The sequence below is a fragment of the Chryseobacterium lineare genome, from assembly GCF_977014045.1.
On record NZ_CDRNIQ010000001.1, the window covers coordinates 3,421,750 to 3,440,500 of the forward strand.

Sequence of the window (18,751 nt, forward strand, 5' to 3'; positions counted from 1 at the left end):
TTTAATCTTTTAATTAATTTAAAAGCCAGTCATATCCTTTTTCTTCCAGTTCCAAAGCAAGAGATTTGTCACCTGTTTTGATGATTTTTCCGTTTGCTAAAACATGAACGAAGTCAGGCTGAATATAATTAAGCAATCTTTGATAATGCGTAATCAAAAGCACTGCATTTCCTTCATTTTTGAAAGCATTTACACCGTCAGCAACAATTCTCAATGCATCAATGTCTAATCCTGAATCTGTTTCATCAAGAATAGCCAATTTCGGATCAAGCATCATCATCTGGAAAATCTCGTTTCTTTTCTTTTCACCTCCCGAAAATCCTTCGTTTAATGATCTTGAAAGAAAATCTTTTTTGATGCCTAACTTTTCAGATTTTTCACGAATCATTGCCAACATTTCTTTCGCTGGCATTTCATCCAATCCGTTTGCTTTTCTGTTTTCATTCATCGCTGCTTTGATGAAGTTGGTTACAGAAACTCCCGGAATTTCTACCGGATACTGGAAAGATAAGAAAATCCCTTTGTGCGCTCTGTCTTCAGGAGCATCTTCGATAATATCCTCTCCTCTGAAGATAATTTCCCCGTCGGTTACTTCATAATCTTCTTTTCCTGCGATAACAGAAGAAAGAGTAGATTTACCGGCTCCGTTTGGTCCCATGATCGCATGAACTTCCCCCGGTTTTATTTCAAGATTGATTCCTTTTAAAATTTCTGCGCCGTCTTCAATTTTGGCGTGCAAGTTTTTTATCTCTAACATATATTTTAGTTTATCGCAAGGTTAGATTTTGAGTATATCCTTTATAACACTAAACTACAATTACAAAGGCATTAACGCTGGCGAATGAAATACTATTTTTATTTTTTATTTAAACATTAAGAATTTAAGTTGATTCTAAATGTTTTTTTATTTTCCTTTCGAATTAAAAATCCTTATGATTTAGATATCCTTCACTCCGCTTCTGAACTTCGTTCGTAAACCTTCAGTTTATGTTCAGAATGACAGATGTTCGACCTTCTAAGTCAGTCAATTTATCCTACAGAACCTTCCAAAGAAATCTCCAGTAATTTTTGGGCTTCAATGGCAAATTCCATTGGAAGTTTATTTAAAACTTCTTTACTGAAACCATTTACAATCAAGGCGATTGCTCTTTCCGTATCGATGCCTCTCTGGTTGCAGTAGAAAATCTGATCTTCCCCGATTTTTGAAGTTGTCGCTTCGTGTTCCAATTGAGCTGTCGGATCTTTTATCTCGATGTATGGGAAAGTATGTGCTCCACATTCATTACCCATCAACAAAGAGTCGCACTGGGAAAAGTTTCTTGCTCCTTTTGCAGAAGGCATTACTTTTACCAAACCTCTGTATGAATTCTGAGATTTCCCGGCAGAAATACCTTTGGAAATAATTGTTGATTTTGTATTCTTTCCGATGTGGATCATTTTTGTTCCTGTATCTGCATATTGGTGATTGTTGGTCACAGCAATAGAGTAGAACTCACCGATTGAATTGTCACCTTTTAGGATACAAGAAGGATATTTCCATGTTACTGCAGAACCTGTTTCCACCTGAGTCCAGGAAATTTTCGCATTCTTTTCGCAAAGTCCTCTTTTCGTCACGAAATTGAAAACTCCCCCTTTTCCCTCTTCGTTTCCGGGATACCAGTTCTGAACGGTTGAATATTTAATTTCAGCATTATCCAAAGCGATCAATTCAACAACAGCGGCGTGAAGCTGGTTTTCGTCTCTAGATGGTGCAGTACATCCTTCTAGGTAAGAAACATAACTTCCTTCATCGGCGATCACCAATGTTCTTTCAAACTGACCTGTTCCTGCCTGATTGATACGGAAATAGGTTGATAATTCCATTGGACATCTTACACCTTTTGGAATATAGCAGAAACTTCCGTCAGAGAATACTGCGGAATTCAATGCTGCATAGAAATTATCTCCTCTCGGAACTACCTTACCAAGATGTTTTCTTACTAAATCAGGGTGATTTTTAATGGCTTCAGAAATGGAACAGAAGATAATTCCTTTTTCCATCAAAGTATCCTGAAAAGTAGTCTTTACAGAAACTGAATCTATCACGATATCTACGGCAACCCCTGAAAGTCTTTTCTGCTCCTCGATATTGATTCCTAATTTTGCGAAAGTCGCCAATAATTCAGGATCAACTTCATCCAGGCTTTCAAGTTCAGGTTTTGCTTTTGGTGCGGCGTAATATTTAATCGCTTGAAAATCAGGTTTTTCATACTTAATGTTTGCCCATTCAGGTTCTGTCATTTTCAGCCAGATTCTGAAAGATTCCAAACGCCATTCCGTCATCCACTCAGGTTCCTCTTTTTTAGCGGAAATTGCGCGGACGATATCTTCATTTAAACCAGTAGGGAAATCTTCATAATCGATTTGCGTTTCCCAGCCGAATTCGTATTTTTTATTTTCTAAGTCGACGCGTAAATCGTCTTCAGTGTATTTATTCATTTTATTAGATTTTAGATATTAGATTTTAGATGTTAGTTTTGCAATACGCTAATTTCTAACCTCTAGATTCTAATTTCTAATTATAAAGAAAAACTTTCCCCACATCCACATGTTCTGGATGCATTCGGATTGTTAAAAACAAATCCTTTTCCATTTAAGCCTCCTGAATATTCAAGAGTTGTTCCTGCCAGATAGAGGATTGATTTTTTATCAACAACAATTTTGATATTATTGTCTTCAAAAATTTGGTCTGCGTCTGTTTTTTGGTTGTCAAACTTCAAAACATACTCCAAACCAGAACATCCTCCGCTTTTTACTCCCACTCTTATATAATCTTCAGCTGGGTTAAAGCCATCTTCTGTCATCAGCTGAATAGCTTTTTCCTTTGCGTAATCTGATACCTTTATCATTGTATTTATTTAGAATGATTTAATAATGCGAAAATACGAACAATAATTAGTATATAAAAATTAGCGATTTTATTTTATCGATTTTTATTATTGATAGTTTTAACTTTGCTAATGATTTAAAATCCAAATAATAAATTCACCTCAATGAAAAAACTAGGCATTATTGCTTTAACGCTGTTCATGCAGGCCTTTTTCGCACAAACCAACCGATTTGTGTATCAGGTAACCATGAAACCGGATGCATCCGACAAAAATGATATCAAAACAGAAAATGCATATCTGGATATTTCTCCCGAAAAGTCGGTTTTTTATTCTGAAAACAGAATTAAAAGAGATTCTATAATCCAATCGGCCATGCAGAGTGGAGGAGCAAGGGGATTTAACAGAGATCAGATGGAAAACCTGAGATCAATTATTAATTATTCTGTAGAGAAAGATAAAAAAAATCAGAAGACTATTTTCAAAGACAGAATCGGCCGGGATGTTTATACTTATGAGGAAGACAGGTCGTTAAACTGGAAAATATTGCCCGAAACCACAAAAATAGGCGAATACAAGGTTCAGAAAGCCGAAACTGATTTTGGAGGAAGGAAATGGACGGCATGGTTCACCACAGATTTACCTTATCAGGACGGTCCGTACAAGTTCGGAGGACTTCCCGGGCTTATCGTAAAAGCTGAAGATGACAAAGGAGAATATTCTTTTGACCTGATGAAAAATTATAAAATTGCTGATTTCCCGACATTGAATCAATTCGGAAATACCATTAAGGTAAAAAGAGCCGACTACGTAAAACAACAGAAGAAATTTATGGAAGATCCTGTGGCTTTTATGTCTCAGGGCGGCGGGCCTACACCACCAATGAGAATGGGTGGAAACTCAAATCCTGCTGATATGAGAAAAAGGATGGAAGACAGAATCAAGGAAGAAGCAAAAAAGAATAGCAATCCTATTGAACTGCAATAAAATAAAAACCTGAAGAATTATAATCTTCAGGTTTTTATTTTGTCATTATTTAAGTAGCTGGTCGAATGTATCGCCCTGCCTGATATCTCCGGTATTATAACCTTTCATGAACCATTCTTTACGCTGTGCGGAAGATCCGTGCGTAAAGCTTTCCTGATTTACATATCCCTGAGATCTTCTCTGGATATTATCATCTCCTACAGCTTCGGCCGCATCAATGGCAGACTGAATATCTCCGGGTTCTAAAATATGTTTTTCAGCATCTGTTCTTCTAGCCCAAAGTCCGGCGTAAAAATCCGCCTGCAATTCTGTAGCTACGGAAACTTTGTTCATTTCTGTTTCGCTGTATTTTCCGCTTCTTCTCATTTCATCTACTTTTTGCGTTGTACCTAAAAGAGTTTGAACATGGTGTCCTACCTCGTGAGCGAGAACGTATGCAACAGTAAATTCTGTTACCTTGGCCCCGAATCTTTTCTGAAGTTCATTGAAAAAGCTCATGTCCATATAAACTGATTGATCTGCAGGGCAATAAAATGGTCCCATAGCGGCTTGTGCTGTTCCGCATGCTGATTGGGTTGTGTCTTCAAAAAGTACAATTTTGGGAGGATCGTAGGTCATTCCGTTTTCTTTAAAAACCTCTTCCCAGGTAATGGTATTCCATTTTCCCATCATATCTACCATTTCTCCGATTTTCACTTCTTCGGGTGATAGCTCTCTCTGTTCAGTTTGTGCCGATCCTGATCCACTTCCTGAAGAAAGTATGGAAGAAGGATCTCCTCCGAGGAAAAAAATAATAGCAGCAATAATCAGCGTTCCCAGTCCGCCTCCTACAACGGCTCCCCCGCCTAGTCCCCGCCTGTCTTCTACGTTGCCGCCCCTGTCGTCAGTCCATCTCATAGTTTTATTATTTTGTGATATATAAATTTAGAAATTTAAAATGTATTTTCTATGGATGGAGTAATATTTTTAGAAATTAGCGGTTAAGTTTATTTTTCTTCAGCCAGTATGATGTAGACTGATAAGCCGCAATGGTTTGTTCAATAAGCTTTTTATTCTGAGAATCGGGCTTCAGATAATTTTCATCATAATAAATATTGAATTCAGGGCTTAGATTATTTTTTTGCTGTTGCAAAGTATATTGTTTGATTTTCTTTAATGGAGAAATGATGGTTAAATAATTATCTTTAATAAATCCAAGGTCCTGATAAGTAGCAACATAAGCTTTCGGCTGAAATTCTTTGGTGAAAACATCCTGTCCTAAAAATTTAGAATGGTAATTAAAATTAAGCAATCCAAAAAGAGTAGGCATCACATCAATCTGTGACATGGTCTGCGTGAATTTTTGTGGCTCAATGAATTCTTCCGAAAAGATCATTGCAGGAATTCTGTATTTATCCATCGGAAGTTCCATATCTCCGGCACTTGAAGCACAATGATCGGCAATAATAACAAAAACTGTGTTGGCATACCATGATTGTTTTTTAGCCATTTCGAAGAATTTTCTTAAAGAATAATCGGTGTACTTCACGCCACCTTCACGGGATTTTGCATCTCCGGGAATATCTATTTTTCCATTTGGATAGGTAAACGGTCTGTGATTGGAAACTGTCATCCAGTGATTGAAAAATGGTTTGCCGGATTTTGCTTCAGCATTCATCGTCTGAATAGCTTTTTTCGCCATATCCTCATCCGCAACACCCCAGACGTTGGCAAACGTAATCTCCTCAGGTTTGAAATTGTTTCTGTCAACGATGCCGTAGCCATTTCCTTCGTAGAAATCCTTCATATTGTCAAAGTAACTGTAGCCGCCATACAGGAATTTTACGTCATACCCCTTGGATTTAAAGACACTTCCGGTTGTAAATTTATTCTTATTATTTTCCCTTTTAATAATGCTTTCACCGGCGGTTGGAGGAATACAAAGTGTAAGTGCCTCAAGTCCGCGAACGGTTCTGTTTCCGGTAGCATAAAGATTGGTGAATAGTAGAGAACGATCAGCAAGGCTGTCCAGAAAAGGGGTGATCTTCTGCGTATTTCCGTAGTGTTCCATAAAATCTGCCGACAGACTTTCGATAGAAATTAGAACAACATTTTTCTTTAATTCGGGTTTGCCGGACTCAATATTTCTATTTAAAACCGGTGGAGAATATTGGCTCAGAAATGTATTGTCTGCCTGTTGCTGATTCATTACAGGATAAAACTGAAAATAATCTAGCTCGTTGTGGGTAAATGCCCAATAAAATTTAGGCAATCCGTTGGCCTGAATTTCTTCCTCAAAAACATTTTCAGATTTAAGTTTTGTCGTGAAGTTTAAGCCAATAAGGCTTACGGCTACCAATACGCAAAAAGAGATCAGCAAAATTAATTTTTGCTTCAGGTTTGGAAGATCCAAAAGTTCCGCCTTCGTTTTTCTATAAATATAAACTGTAAATAGTGCAGCAACAGCGAAAATACCCAGAAATAAGGGAACGACCGGATAACTTTCCATGATATTCCCGATGACCTCATTGGTATAAATCAGATAATCTACCGCTATGAAATTATATCTGAGTCCGAATTCATTATAGAAAAAATATTCGCTTACTGCATTAAATATAATAAGCATCACATACAGGAAAATAGTAATAAAGTACAAGATACTCCTGATTTTGATACGTTTTTCTGGAAGAAACAACATTAAGCTAAAGAAAATAATCTTGATTCCTATGAATGTCAAAGCAATTTCTGCAACAGAACCTCCGTATTGTTTAAAAATATTATTCGGAATAAGAAGAATATACAGAAAGAAAAGCAATAATAGCCCCAGGATAATGTACCCATAAGGCTTTTGGTATTTTGAATCTGACAAAAAAAGAAAATACAAAGCCAGAAAAGGGCAGGTTAATACAAAAACCAAAGAATCATTTACTACGCCCATCAGTAAAATTTTAACGACTTCGAAAAAACTGAAATCTGCCGTGGTAATAGGATGGAAAATAAATATCATTCTCAATACCAATGATATAGTCAGGTAGAAAATGCCTAAATAGAGAAAGGGCTTTATTTTTTGAAGGAACATATGAACTAAATGTTAATTCCTGCAAATTTAGCAATTGATACTATTTATTTATTATAAAATCTTAAAATTTAAAAATACTTAGGAAATTTATAATTATTTAAAATAAAATTAAAAATTTAATAGTAAAGAAAAACAATAGCAGTGCTGTTTTGCGATATTTATAAAAAAAGAGGACCGTTTTGTCGATCCTCAAATATCTAAAATTGTTATATCTAAATTATGAATGTCCAAAACCGATATTACCCTTTTTAACGGATAAATTCTTTTTGAAATCGATCATTCTTAATGCTGTAACTGCTGCTTCCACGCCTTTGTTCCCAAGATCTCCGCCGCTTCTCGCCATTGACTGTTCCTTTGTGTCATCTGTAAGCACACAGAAAATAGTAGGAGTATCTGTTAAAATATTACAATCTTTTATTCCCTGAGCGACTGCCGAGCAAACATAGTCAAAGTGAGGGGTTTCACCACGAATTACACACCCGATAGAAATTACTGCATCATATTTTCGTTCTTTGCAAAGCTGCATACTTGCATAGTTGAGTTCAAAAGCCCCAGGAACAGGAAAAAGGTTGATATTTTCAGGTTTTACTCCTTCTTTTTGAAGGATTTCCAGCGCTGCATCACGAAGATTATAGGTTACAAAGTCATTCCACTCAGAAAAAACAATGCCGATAGAAAATTCATCGGCATTGGTTATATTAAGTGGCTTGTAATCAGAAAGATTAACTGTTGCCATTGTTTAGTAATATTTAGTCATTTCAATATAAGAATCAGACATTCCGTTGTCATAATCCTGGTATTTTTCATCAATAGTAGCAAAATATTTTTTAGCATCTGCTTTTTTGTTAAGGCCTAATGCCAAAATACCTGCTTTTCTTGTGAAATAATACGTTGTGTAAGGATCTTCAGAAGCAGAAGCTGCTTTATCTAACAATTGTAATGCATCGTCATTTTTGTTAAGCCCAGACTGTGCATCTGCCATAGCACCATATTTCATGGCCACTAAAGTTTTATTGTCAGATGAAAACTTGTCAAGAAGATCGTATGCTTCCTGGAATTTTCCTTCTTTAAACTTTAAAATTCCGGCATTATAAGCAGAAAGTTTACCGATGTTTGTCGCGGAATACTCATTATAAGTTCCCAAAAAACCGGGGTTTGCAGCAGATTTTCCTCCTAACGCTTCTTTATCTTTACCTTCAGTAAGGTTCTTCTGAGCAGCAAGGAAACTTTTTACAGCTTCAGCATTTTTAGGAGCGACAACAAACTGTTTGTAAGCGAAGAACCCCAGAACACCTAAAACCAGCACCCCGAAAACAATACCCAAAGGTTTTGAATATCTTTCAATAAATCTTTCGGTATTTAAAGCTTCTCTGTCAAGGTCTTTAAAAAACTCCACTGTTTCTTTACCTTCTTGCTCATGCTGAGCATTCTTTGTAAGTTTTGCCATAAATTGTTAAAAATTGAAATGCAAATTTAATTGTTTCTGAATGATTTACAAAATACTTTGTGAGTATTATTGATTTTATTTAAACAAATAAAGTGAATTGTGAATTGTTAAGCGTGAATTTATAAAAAAAATGCTTCAGGCTCAGCATCTATTAAAGTTTAATATTCTAAAATATGATAGACTTCTGCATTGAATTTCTTGAGTTTTTCTTCTCCGTTTAATCCTTTTAGGCCGATCAGGAAACTGAATTGTGCAACGGTCGCTCCTTGTTTTTCAACCAATTTTGCCGCTGCTTCTGTTGTTCCTCCCGTTGCAAGAAGGTCGTCGTGGATGAGGACTCTCTGTCCAGGTTTTATCTGCCCTTCGCGGGTTTCGATTACTGCGCTTCCGTATTCAAGATCGTATTTTTCTGAGATGACCGGCGGTGGCAGCTTTCCTGATTTTCTAATTAGGACAAAAGGAACTTCCAATGCAACCGCAATAGCAATCCCGAAAAGATAACCCCGGCTTTCAATTCCGCAAACAGCATCAACCTTTCCTTTGCTGAATGCCACGAGATCTGCAATCACATCTTCATATAATTTCGGATCTAAAAAGATCGGCGAAATATCTTTAAACTGAATTCCCGGAATCGGAAAATCAGGAATGTTTTCTATTGTTTCCTGCAGTCTTGTGATTAATTCTTTTGAATCTGTCATTTAAGGATTGATTTTATAGCTGGAAATTTTCCATTCTCCATTTACATTTTTCAAGCCAAAAGTAACTTTTAATGAAGTTGTTCTTCCGCTTTTATCCGTTACATCATAAGTAGCATTTACACTTGCTACATTGGTGTTTGAGAGATTGGTGGCGATATTTTTAACGCTAACATTCTTCACCGAGCCGAATCCTGAAGTAGGATTGGCGAATGACTCGTAGCTCCCCCAGTTAGGATTGCTGGCGGCACCGTAAGCTGCTTTCAGGTTTTGAGAACTTACATTATTTAAAAATCCTGATACCACAGTTTTAGGATCTGCGGCCGGCTGTTTTGGAGTTGCCGGTGCGGCATTTGGATCTGCAGAAGGAACTGTCGCTGTTGGATTATTAGGGTCGATCACTGCAGGATCCTGATTTACAGCTGTAGAATCTACGACAGGAGCAGCAGGTACTTTCAATAATAATGGGTTTACATCTAACCCAATTTTTGTCATTTTAAATGTTTTTGTTGTTGTTTTTACAGAAACAGTGATGTCGATTTTATTATCAACTACTTTGGCTGCCGGAATTGAAGAGAATTTTAAATTAAACCCTCTAAAATTATTATCCTGCATCAAATTTTTTGCGGTAGAAAGTTTTACACCATTACTGAAAACTTCGAGAGTAGCTTCCAGTCCTGCACCTGTAAATGCAACAGGTTTTCCTGTATTGTCAACAAGTCGCGGAACAATCTGTATGGCGGTTGGGGCACCTGTTCCATCGTCTCCAGTAGGCGTGGTATTTATAGTCAGTGAGCTTGCTTTCACGTCGTTCGAATCACTTTCTTTTGCTTCTTCGTCTCCAAAAATATTCATTTCACCTAAAGAAGGCGGTGCTGTACTGGCCCATTCTATGCCGTTTTTCTGTGCTACTTCATCGGCCATTGCCATAATTTCAGGAACCTTTTTTCCGTTGATCAGCTGTCCGAGTGCTTTTAGTTCTGCAACATCACCATCTGCTTCCACCCCGAAAGTTTTTAAAATATAGAGTGCTTCATTAAATTTTATCTGTTTAATGGTTGGCAGACTAGCCGCCATATCATTGATACTCGACTGTAACGTTTTAGTATTGGTAGCATCTACATGATCTTTCTTGCAAGCTGTAAAAAGCAACAAGCTGAAAATTAGTAGAAAAGACAACTTTTTCATTTTTTTTTCCGTTTGTCACAAATTTAGTAAAACGTTTATTAATAGAGGATTTTATTTTTGTTTTTGTTATCAGGGATATCTGTCTCAATAAATTATTTTGAAATCATAATGAGACTTAAGATCACTCCTATCAAAAAAGACTGATTTAATCATCAGTCTTAAATATTGTTTTTCGTTATAAAGCCCTCTAGCAGATATTTTTATTTCTTTTTAGCCAACAGTTCTATGCTGTTGTTGTTTTTTGCAAGGCTTTCTTTCATTTGTTTTTCTGCCTCACGCATTTCTTTCGATATTGAAGATTCATCGGATAATTTGGGATCTGATGGCAGCTGGCCCAACATCTGTTTCAATCCTGCAAGAGGATCATTTTTATATTGTTCGTATTTTTCTGTAAATTTTTCTTTTGTGATTTCTTTGGAAACAAATAGTCCTGTCTTACTCAGTAATCCTTCAACGGACGAGACTTCTGCGATATTATCTGTTTTTCTGTTGCCTTTCAGTTCCCAGGAATAATTCCCCGCTTCATCGCCAACTTTTACAATTAATCCTGGCAGTCCATAAAATTTATAAGGTCCGTCCGGGAAAGGGATTTCTGTGGTAAACCAGGCGATCCACTTTCTTCCGCCAAAATCGGCAATTGCTTTCTGGGCATTATAGGTTCCGATCTGCTGTTTTTCATCTGAAATTTTCCAGACCAGCTCCGGATTTTCACGTTAGGAATAATAATCCATAGAAATGCGATCCTTGTATAGTACCTCACGGATCGGGTAAGTTTTTGAAATCTGATGCGTAAACCTGGCACGTCTATTGCCGATTCTCTTGAAATCCGGGAATCTCGTATTTGAAGCTTCTTTTATTATTATACTTGCTATCGAATCCATCTGAATTTTTGTATAAGATTGATAAAGGGATTTGTTCTGATCAATATCCAAAACCATCATTTCTTTTTCCAGTTTTGAAGAATCCTTGTTAGGTTTATAGGTCAGTTCATAGAAAAACCGGTTTGCTGTATTTTGTGCATTGAGCAAAATAATTGTTGTGGTTAGAATAATCTGAAATACTTTTTTCATAACAGAAGTTTTTACAGTGTTACATTTAATTTTTGATATCAATTGAATTTATATTTTGTTTCTCTTTCAGGGTTCCTTTTAAGAAAGGATTAATGACATTCTGCATATCCGGAAAATTAGGATTTTCCCAATATTTTGAAGTGTAATGGCTTTTTTTAAGATCAAACTTCACTTTATAATCATCTTTATTGCCGCCGGAAGCAATTGCTGTCGGATAAAAATTAGTGTAGACGTTAATAACGTTGTACATCGGTTCGTTTTTGTATTTCAGTTTCATCGATGAAAATTCCCTGTATTCCAGAAGGTCTTCCGGGAGTTTCCGGGAATTCCGGGTGTAGGCGATATGGCTACTGTTTTTTACATCAGAAAAGTGGAACCCGAGCATGGCGAATTCCTTTTCCTGAAGGCGTTCTTCTTTGATTTCAATTTTATCTATTTGTCCGCCTTCCATATTATGGAAAATCATGTTTTTGTTTTTTTTGTATGATTTGGTATTTCCTACCCATTTCATTTGCGGAACATGCATAAACATGGCGTAATCCCAGGAAGATAATTTTTGTAGGTCCCATTCTGCTTCAGGCAATCTGAAAATCCGGTACTGCTCAATGCGGGTTGTTTTCAATTTTTTTGTTTTACCGTCAAAAATGTATGTTAAGATTCCGTCAGCATATCCGTTGATGGTGTTGTTGAGGGTTGCATACGTATTAAAGTTGCCTTTTACATAGAGGTACTTTGCAGTAACTTCTGGCTGCGGCTTACTCGTTTTTTCAGATGCTGAAGTGATGCCCTGTGCGTTGATCAGACTGTACAATGTGATCATTAAGAATAACAATGTACTCTTTTTCATAGTATATTATTTATTAGTGATTAATTCATCCTGCTATTTGTAAGACAACCTAAACGGCAAAAAGGTTTCAGACTGGGAGTATTTTTATCATAAATATAAAAGACTGATTGCTGGCATCAGCCTTTTCTGTTAATCTGCAAAATATTCTATGAAAAATGTCTATAGTTTTCAAAACGTTTCCAAAGTGTCTTTTTCAGACTTAAATGCTAAAAAGGGCGTGTCCATTATTTTTCGTTGGGCTTTTCTTTTAAATCGTCTTTAAAGAATGAACTGAAAACTGATTGCATATTTGGGAAGGAAGGGTCTTCCCAATATTTTGAGGTGTAATGGCTGGTCTTGATATCAAGTTTTTCCTTATCCTTCTCATTTTCATTACCAAAGTCCACTTCTGTAGGATAAAAGTTGATATAGGAGGCAATGGAGTTATAATCAGGCTCGCTTTTGTGTTTCATTTTTAAGAAAGCAATTTCATTGTATTCTACCAGGTCTCTCAGTTGCTTTTGGGAATTTTGAGTGTAGGCAATATTGAGAATCGATCTGGAATCAAAAAAACGGTAGCCGAAAAATGCAAATTCTTTTTCCTGAAGGGCTTCGCCGGTAATTTCGATTTCATCTTTGTTTGTGCCTTTTAGTTCTTTGAAAACTGTGTTTTTAGCTTTTCTGTATTCATCGACATTTCCGACATTTTTAAGTTTAGGAACTCTTAAAAACATACCATAATCCCAGGAAGACAGCTTTTTCCTGTCCATCTCTGCGTTTTCAAGTCTGAAGATCCGGTATTGTTCGATCTGTGTACCTTTTAGTTTTTTTGTTTTGTTGTCGAAAACATATGTCACAATCCCGTCGGCGTAGCAATTCAGTTTGTTGTTAAGTGTGACATAAGTGTTGAAGTTTCCTTTTACAAAAACATATTTTGCAGGTTTTTCATTTTTAATGACAACTGCTTCGATGTCTTTTATACGATCATCAATTTTAATAACATCCTGATTAAAATCTGAATAAGACAACGTTGCTACTGAAATATTATCATACACCAGCTGGAATTTTTCCTGATCGGGCTTCAACAATTGTTTGTCGATTTTACCGTCAATATCCGAAAATGCCACAATGCTTCCGTCTTTTGCAAAAACTGAAACTTTCGGTAGTGGCTTATTTGTTTTTTCTGAAATAAATGTAATATTTTGTGCATTTAAAAAATGAAATGCGAACATCAAAAATAATAATAGGAAACTTTTCTTCATGGTTTTATTAAATTTAAATTGAATTTATTGTGTTTATAAGACAACCTAAAAAGCAAAAAGGTTTCCAAACACTAAATATTTTATTGGGAATAAAAATACCAATGATTGCCATCAGTCTTTCTCTGTTGTTGTACAAATATTCTATGAAAATGTCTGTGAATTTCATCTGTTCCAGAGAAGTCTCCGACAGCATATATCTCCGTTTAACAAAATATGGGACCGCTTTATTTTTCATTTGGTTTTTCCTTTAAATCATCTTTGAAAAACGAGCTGAAGATCTTCTGCATATTTGGAAAGGAAGGGTCTTCCCAGTAAGAAGTCTGGTAATTACTGTTGCTTTTGTTGAATCTTACTTTTTTAATATCATTATCATTACCAAAACTATATTCTGTCACATAAAAATTATTGTATAAAGCTAATTCATTAGGGTCTGGTTTTTCTTTATATTTAATTTTTGAGTAGCGTAGATCACTATATTCCAGAAAGTCTCTAAGCGTTTTTTCTGATTCTTTTTCAAAAGATATGTTTATAATTTTTCTGTAATCATAGATTGTTATTCCTAAAAGTGAAGATCCTTTTTCCGAGCCGATTCTATCTATGATTTCAATTTGATCACTCTTGTCTCCCTTTAATTCTTTAATATTATTTTTTCCGGTTTTATATTCCTCTGGGTTTCCTAAATATTTAAGTCTTGGTATCTCTAATCCTGCTGTGTAAGATAAGAAAGCTCCATTTATTTCAGTCTGCAATGTGAAGATTCTATATTGCTCCACATTAATACTTTTCAATTTTTTTGTTTTATTGTCGAAGATATAGGTTACAATTCCGTCAGCATAAGATTTGAGTTTATTGTTGACAGTTACGTAGGCATTGAAATTTCCCTTGATAAGAATATATTTTGCCGGCTTCTCATTTCTAATGACGACCGCTTCGATGTCTTTTATACGATCGTTAATTTTAATAACATCCTGATTAAAATCTGAATAAGACAATGTTGCTACTGAAATATTATCATACACCAGCTGGAATTTTTCCTGATCGGGCTTCAACAATTGTTTGTCGATTTTACCGTCAATATCCGAAAATGCCACAATGCTCCCGTCTTTTGAAAAAACGGTAACCTTTGGTAACGGTTTATTGGTTTTTTCAGAAATAAATGTAATAGTTTGTGCATTGAATAGATTTAGTACGAATATCAAAAATAATAATAGGAGACTTTTTTTCATGATTTTTTCTATTAAATGATTAAATGAATCTTCTTTAATTATAAGACAACAAAAATTAAAAAAGGTTACACGAAGTTTTAAAATTTCTTCAATTATTTCACAAAAAAAGACTGATCGTTACAATCAGTCTTTTTCGTTTTTATCTTGTTATAAATTCCTTAGAAAGGATATTCATAAATTTCAGATTCGTGTAAGTAAGGGTTTCCTGTAGGGATAAGTTTAAGTTTAGATAATGCTGAAAGCACGGTAAACATAAATAATCCAACTACGAACAGAAGAGCTCCTAAGATCAGGATGAATACTTCAGGAGTTTTCCAGTATGGTCCTACCGTTCCCGGCATTACCATGTTGAAGTAATCTAAAATGTGACCACATATAACAACGATTGCCATTGTTGTAACCACTTTGTAGTTTCTCTTGATGCTGCTACTCACTAATACCAATAGTGGTAATAAGAAGTTTACAATCAGCATTGGCAAGAAAGTAGGAGAGTAGTGCTGGAATCTTCCGAAGAAATAGTTAACCTCTTCCGGAATGTTCGCATACCAGTACAACATGAACTGCGCAAACCATGTGTATGTCCAAAGCATACTTGTTGCAAAAAGGAATACTCCTAAATCATGTAAGTGATTATCATTAAATTGTGGAAGGAATCCATTTTTCTTTAAATAAACACTTAAAAGAATGATTACTGCAATACCACTTGAAAGACAGCTCACCATTGAATACCAGATATACATGGTAGAATACCAGTGAGGGTCAATAGACATCAACCAGTCCCAAGCCCAAGCCGCAGAAGCAAATCCGAAGAATGCAATATATCCTACTGCCCATCTGTAAAGCATTTGATAATCTACTTTGGATTTGGTTTCGTCAACTTTTTTAGACTGAGCTTTCAGTTTCCATGCGAAGAAAGAAGCACCTAATACATAGATTAAAGTTCTTACTGCATAGAAAGGTATGTTTAAGAAGATTCTCTTTTCGAATAAGATCACATCGAAATGAGCCGAGTTAGGATCTGTAAGATCCGGATCCATCCAATGGAAAAGGTGACCTTGGTGGGTAATGTTTAAGATCATCAGAATGATCAAAATAGCACCACCATAAGGAATATAAGAAGCAATTGCTTCCATTACTCTTGTAATAATGATCGGCCATCCTGCGTGTGCAGCGTGCTGAATAGAATAGAAAAATAATACGCAGCAGCTTACTCCGAAGAAAAATACAGCGATAAAATGTATTGCCGCTAAAGGCTGGTTGTGTACCTGAAGGGTAGCATGCTCTAAATGAGCCGCATGATCCTGAGGTCCTACCATTTCACTGGAATGTGTAGGAGCAGTATGACCAGAAGCGTGAACAGCTTCCATCATTTGTTCTATTTTTTCAGTAGAAATCCCTTTATTCAAGAAGAAACCGATACCAAACAGAACTAAACCTACAACAAGAAGGATTATAGAAGTTGATTTTAATTTTGGTGAAAAACTATACATTTCTTTTCTTATTTTTTAGTTTCGGTAGTCTTTGTTTCAGTTGTTGCCGGTGCCGCTGCTGTAGCCGAAGCTCCTGCAGCAGGTGAGGCTGTTGTAGGGGCAGCAGCTCCTTTTTTGAAGGCGCTCATCACATACATCGCTACTCTCCATCTGTCTCCTGCGTTCAATTGTCCCGCATAAGATCCCATTGCGTTTCTACCGTTTGTTATTACATAATGAACAGATCCTACAGTGATTTCTCTGTCAGCGTAGTTAGGTACACCGGAAAAGGCTCCTGACTGAACGATTGGTCCTTGTCCATCTCCTCCTACACCATGACATGCTGCACAAGTATGCTCAAACAATACTTTTCCTCTTTCGATATCTTTCGCTGCGTTGGCAGGATTCAAAGGAGAAGTGGTCATACTTTTGGAAGCATCATAACCAGCGTTATATTGGTCCGGTGTTTTTGGAAGTAATCCTTCTTCAAAAATTCCGTCTTTGTTCTGAGGTACAGATCCTTCTACCGGAGAAAGTCCTGTTGCCCCATTATTTTTTACAAAAGCAGGAATTTCATTTTCATGATCTGAATAGGCATCCTGAGCTTTCATCAATGGATCGTACGCTACCGGAAAATACATATCCGGGAAATATACCAACGGTGTATTTTCTTTGGGACCGCAAGAATTAAGTAAAACTGTTGTTAGACCTAAAACTGCTGTAATTTTTAATACATTCTTTTTCATTTTAAGCATCTTTAACAGTTATTTCTTCAACTCCAGTCTCAATGAGTAACTGTTTTACAGATTCTACATCTTCAGTTACAAATTCCATCATGAATTTATCATCCGTTGTTCTTGGATCAGGGTTTTGTGCAGGTGCTCCGGGATACATTTTGTTTCTTACCAAGAAAGTCAATGACATCATGTGAGCGGCACAGAATACCATAAGCTCAAACATTGGAACTACGAATGCCGGCATATTGTGAGCCCAATCAAAAGCGGGTTTACCACCAATATTCTGAGGCCAATCGTGATTCATAACATACCAGGTCAAAGTAGAACCTATGGTAACACCGTAAAGTGCGTAAAGAAATGCGGCATCAGAAATTCTTGTTTTCTTTAACCCTAAAGCCTTATCAAGCCCGTGAACCGGAAACGGAGTATAAACTTCGTTGATTGCGATTCCTTTATCGTTGAATGCTTTAACGCCGTTCATTAAATCGTCGTCATCAGCATAAAGTCCGTATACAATTTTAGTGGTGCTCATCTCCTTCTTTTGCTTTATAAGTTTCACCTGAGATTTTCAAAATCGATTTTAATTCAGCCTGTGCAATTACAGGGAATGTTCTTGCGTATAGTAAGAATAATACGGAGAAGAATCCGATTGTTCCTAAATATACACCCACATCAATGATCGTTGGCTTAAACATCGTCCAAGATCCTGGTAAATAGTCTCTGGAAAGGTTGATAACGATGATGTCGAAACGCTCAAACCACATACCTATGTTGATGATTAATGCAATGATAAACGTTGCAATAATATTTGTTCTTACTTTCTTGAACCAGAAGAAGGCAGGAACGATCAGGTTACAAGTGATCAATGCCCAGAAAGCCCACCAGTAAGGTCCTACAGCAGCACCCGGAGAAAGATAAGTAAAGTCTTCAAATCTTGAACCTGAGTACCATCCGATAAAGTATTCAGTGGCGTAAGCTACTGTTACCATACCACCTGTTAAGATGATTACGATGTTCATAATTTCGATATGATACATCGTGATGTAATCTTCAAGGTGACAAACTTTTCTTGCAACTAACAACAGGGTCTGTACCATTGCGAATCCTGAGAAGATCGCACCGGCAACGAAGTAAGGAGGATAGATCGTAGAGTGCCATCCTTTAATAACCGAAGTTGCGAAGTCAAAAGATACGGTTGTGTGTACTGAGAATACAAGCGGTGTTGCCAACCCTGCAAGAACCAAAGAAAGTTCTTCAAATCTTTGCCAGTGTTTTGCTTTACCACCCCAACCGAATGCAAGGAATGTATAAATTTTCTTTGTCCAAGGCGTTTTAGCTCTGTCTCTGATCATTGCAAAGTCAGGGATCAATCCCATGAACCAGAATACTGTTGATACCGAGAAATACGTAGAGATTGCAAATACGTCCCAAAGTAGAGGAGAGTTGAAGTTCCCCCAAAGAGAACCAAACTGGTTTGGTAAAGGGAATACCCAATATCCTACCCAAACTCTACCCATGTGAATTACCGGGAAGATTGCTGCCTGTACTACCGCGAAGATCGTCATAGCTTCTGCAGATCTGTTTACAGACATTCTCCATCTTTGTCTAAATAATAATAATACCGCTGAGATTAGGGTTCCGGCGTGACCGATACCTACCCACCATACGAAGTTGGTAATATCCCAACCCCAGTTAATAGTTCTGTTAAGCCCCCATGCTCCAATACCTGTTCCGATAGTATAAGCGATACATCCGAATCCATAGATGAATAGAACTAAGGCTGCATATAATGAGATCCACCATAATTTGCCTGCTCTTTCTTCGATAGGTCGTGCAATATCTTCCGTGATATCGTGATAAGTTTTGTGACCAATAATCAGAGGTTCCCTTATCGGAGCTTCGTAATGTCCTGACATTTT

General features: G+C 36.6%; 19 protein-coding genes and 1 pseudogene. 1 reads left to right on the plus strand and 19 read right to left on the minus strand.

Annotated features, from left to right (window positions below):
- Positions 1 to 13 precede the first annotated feature (13 nt).
- From sufC to ACWNCI_RS15370, 3 genes are all read right to left on the minus strand, one after another.
- Positions 14 to 757, minus strand: coding sequence for a Fe-S cluster assembly ATPase SufC (gene sufC / locus ACWNCI_RS15360; protein WP_089857901.1), 744 nt, complete (start codon positions 755 to 757; stop codon positions 14 to 16).
- Between the two features lie 272 nt (positions 758 to 1,029).
- Entirely contained in the window at positions 1,030 to 2,478 is a 1,449-nt protein-coding gene (gene sufB / locus ACWNCI_RS15365) for a Fe-S cluster assembly protein SufB (RefSeq protein WP_449388973.1), read from the minus strand.
- 80 nt (positions 2,479 to 2,558) lie between these two features.
- Positions 2,559 to 2,888, minus strand: a complete 330-nt coding sequence (locus ACWNCI_RS15370) for a HesB/IscA family protein (RefSeq protein ID WP_346983517.1) — start codon at positions 2,886 to 2,888, stop codon at positions 2,559 to 2,561.
- A 144-nt stretch (positions 2,889 to 3,032) separates the two neighbouring features.
- Here ACWNCI_RS15370 and ACWNCI_RS15375 point away from each other — a divergent pair, with 144 nt between their 5' ends.
- Positions 3,033 to 3,854, plus strand: a complete 822-nt coding sequence (locus ACWNCI_RS15375; RefSeq protein WP_449388974.1) for a GLPGLI family protein — start codon at positions 3,033 to 3,035, stop codon at positions 3,852 to 3,854.
- 45 nt (positions 3,855 to 3,899) lie between these two features.
- Here the strand turns inward: ACWNCI_RS15375 and ypfJ are convergent, their stop codons facing one another.
- The 16 genes and pseudogenes from ypfJ to nrfD all read right to left on the minus strand — a co-directional run bounded on the left by ypfJ (position 3,900) and on the right by nrfD (position 18,748).
- The gene (gene ypfJ, locus ACWNCI_RS15380) at positions 3,900 to 4,751 is read right to left on the minus strand and encodes a KPN_02809 family neutral zinc metallopeptidase (RefSeq protein ID WP_449388975.1); all 852 of its coding nucleotides are present in this window, start codon (positions 4,749 to 4,751) and stop codon (positions 3,900 to 3,902) included.
- A gap of 76 nt (positions 4,752 to 4,827) precedes the next feature.
- Positions 4,828 to 6,912 (minus strand): LTA synthase family protein, encoded by a 2,085-nt coding sequence (locus ACWNCI_RS15385; protein ID WP_449388976.1) that lies wholly within the window; start codon positions 6,910 to 6,912, stop codon positions 4,828 to 4,830.
- Between the two features lie 217 nt (positions 6,913 to 7,129).
- On the minus strand, positions 7,130 to 7,648 hold the full coding sequence (ribH, locus tag ACWNCI_RS15390; protein ID WP_449388977.1) for a 6,7-dimethyl-8-ribityllumazine synthase: 519 nt from the start codon (positions 7,646 to 7,648) through the stop codon (positions 7,130 to 7,132).
- Positions 7,649 to 7,651: 3 nt separating this feature from the next.
- Entirely contained in the window at positions 7,652 to 8,359 is a 708-nt protein-coding gene (locus tag ACWNCI_RS15395) for a tetratricopeptide repeat protein (RefSeq protein ID WP_449388978.1), read from the minus strand.
- Between the two features lie 158 nt (positions 8,360 to 8,517).
- Positions 8,518 to 9,057 carry an adenine phosphoribosyltransferase gene (locus tag ACWNCI_RS15400; RefSeq protein ID WP_449388979.1) on the minus strand — a complete coding sequence of 180 codons (540 nt, stop codon included), beginning with the start codon at positions 9,055 to 9,057 and terminating at the stop codon, positions 8,518 to 8,520.
- Positions 9,058 to 10,242: a hypothetical protein gene (locus ACWNCI_RS15405; RefSeq protein ID WP_449388980.1), complete on the minus strand. Its 1,185-nt coding sequence runs from the start codon at positions 10,240 to 10,242 to the stop codon at positions 9,058 to 9,060.
- A 200-nt stretch (positions 10,243 to 10,442) separates the two neighbouring features.
- Positions 10,443 to 10,583, minus strand: a complete 141-nt coding sequence (locus ACWNCI_RS15410; protein WP_449388981.1) for a hypothetical protein — start codon at positions 10,581 to 10,583, stop codon at positions 10,443 to 10,445.
- Between the two features lie 42 nt (positions 10,584 to 10,625).
- A pseudogene (locus tag ACWNCI_RS15415) lies at positions 10,626 to 10,940 on the minus strand (GLPGLI family protein); the annotation flags it as partial.
- Positions 10,941 to 10,955: 15 nt separating this feature from the next.
- Entirely contained in the window at positions 10,956 to 11,312 is a 357-nt protein-coding gene (locus ACWNCI_RS15420) for a hypothetical protein (RefSeq protein ID WP_449388982.1), read from the minus strand.
- 25 nt (positions 11,313 to 11,337) lie between these two features.
- Complete coding sequence (locus tag ACWNCI_RS15425) at positions 11,338 to 12,159, minus strand: hypothetical protein (RefSeq protein ID WP_449388983.1); 822 nt, start codon at positions 12,157 to 12,159, stop codon at positions 11,338 to 11,340.
- 224 nt (positions 12,160 to 12,383) lie between these two features.
- Positions 12,384 to 13,400, minus strand: coding sequence for a hypothetical protein (locus tag ACWNCI_RS15430; RefSeq protein WP_449388984.1), 1,017 nt, complete (start codon positions 13,398 to 13,400; stop codon positions 12,384 to 12,386).
- Between the two features lie 224 nt (positions 13,401 to 13,624).
- Complete coding sequence (locus tag ACWNCI_RS15435; protein ID WP_449388985.1) at positions 13,625 to 14,626, minus strand: hypothetical protein; 1,002 nt, start codon at positions 14,624 to 14,626, stop codon at positions 13,625 to 13,627.
- Positions 14,627 to 14,784: 158 nt separating this feature from the next.
- Positions 14,785 to 16,116: a quinol:cytochrome C oxidoreductase gene (locus ACWNCI_RS15440; RefSeq protein WP_346983510.1), complete on the minus strand. Its 1,332-nt coding sequence runs from the start codon at positions 16,114 to 16,116 to the stop codon at positions 14,785 to 14,787.
- 8 nt (positions 16,117 to 16,124) lie between these two features.
- Complete coding sequence (locus ACWNCI_RS15445; protein WP_346983509.1) at positions 16,125 to 16,850, minus strand: c-type cytochrome; 726 nt, start codon at positions 16,848 to 16,850, stop codon at positions 16,125 to 16,127.
- Positions 16,843 to 17,364 carry a DUF3341 domain-containing protein gene (locus ACWNCI_RS15450; protein ID WP_042722727.1) on the minus strand — a complete coding sequence of 174 codons (522 nt, stop codon included), beginning with the start codon at positions 17,362 to 17,364 and terminating at the stop codon, positions 16,843 to 16,845. The genes ACWNCI_RS15445 and ACWNCI_RS15450 overlap by 8 nt, the downstream gene beginning before the upstream one ends.
- Complete coding sequence (gene nrfD, locus ACWNCI_RS15455; protein WP_346983508.1) at positions 17,351 to 18,748, minus strand: NrfD/PsrC family molybdoenzyme membrane anchor subunit; 1,398 nt, start codon at positions 18,746 to 18,748, stop codon at positions 17,351 to 17,353. The genes ACWNCI_RS15450 and nrfD overlap by 14 nt, the downstream gene beginning before the upstream one ends.
- Positions 18,749 to 18,751: the final 3 nt, after the last annotated feature.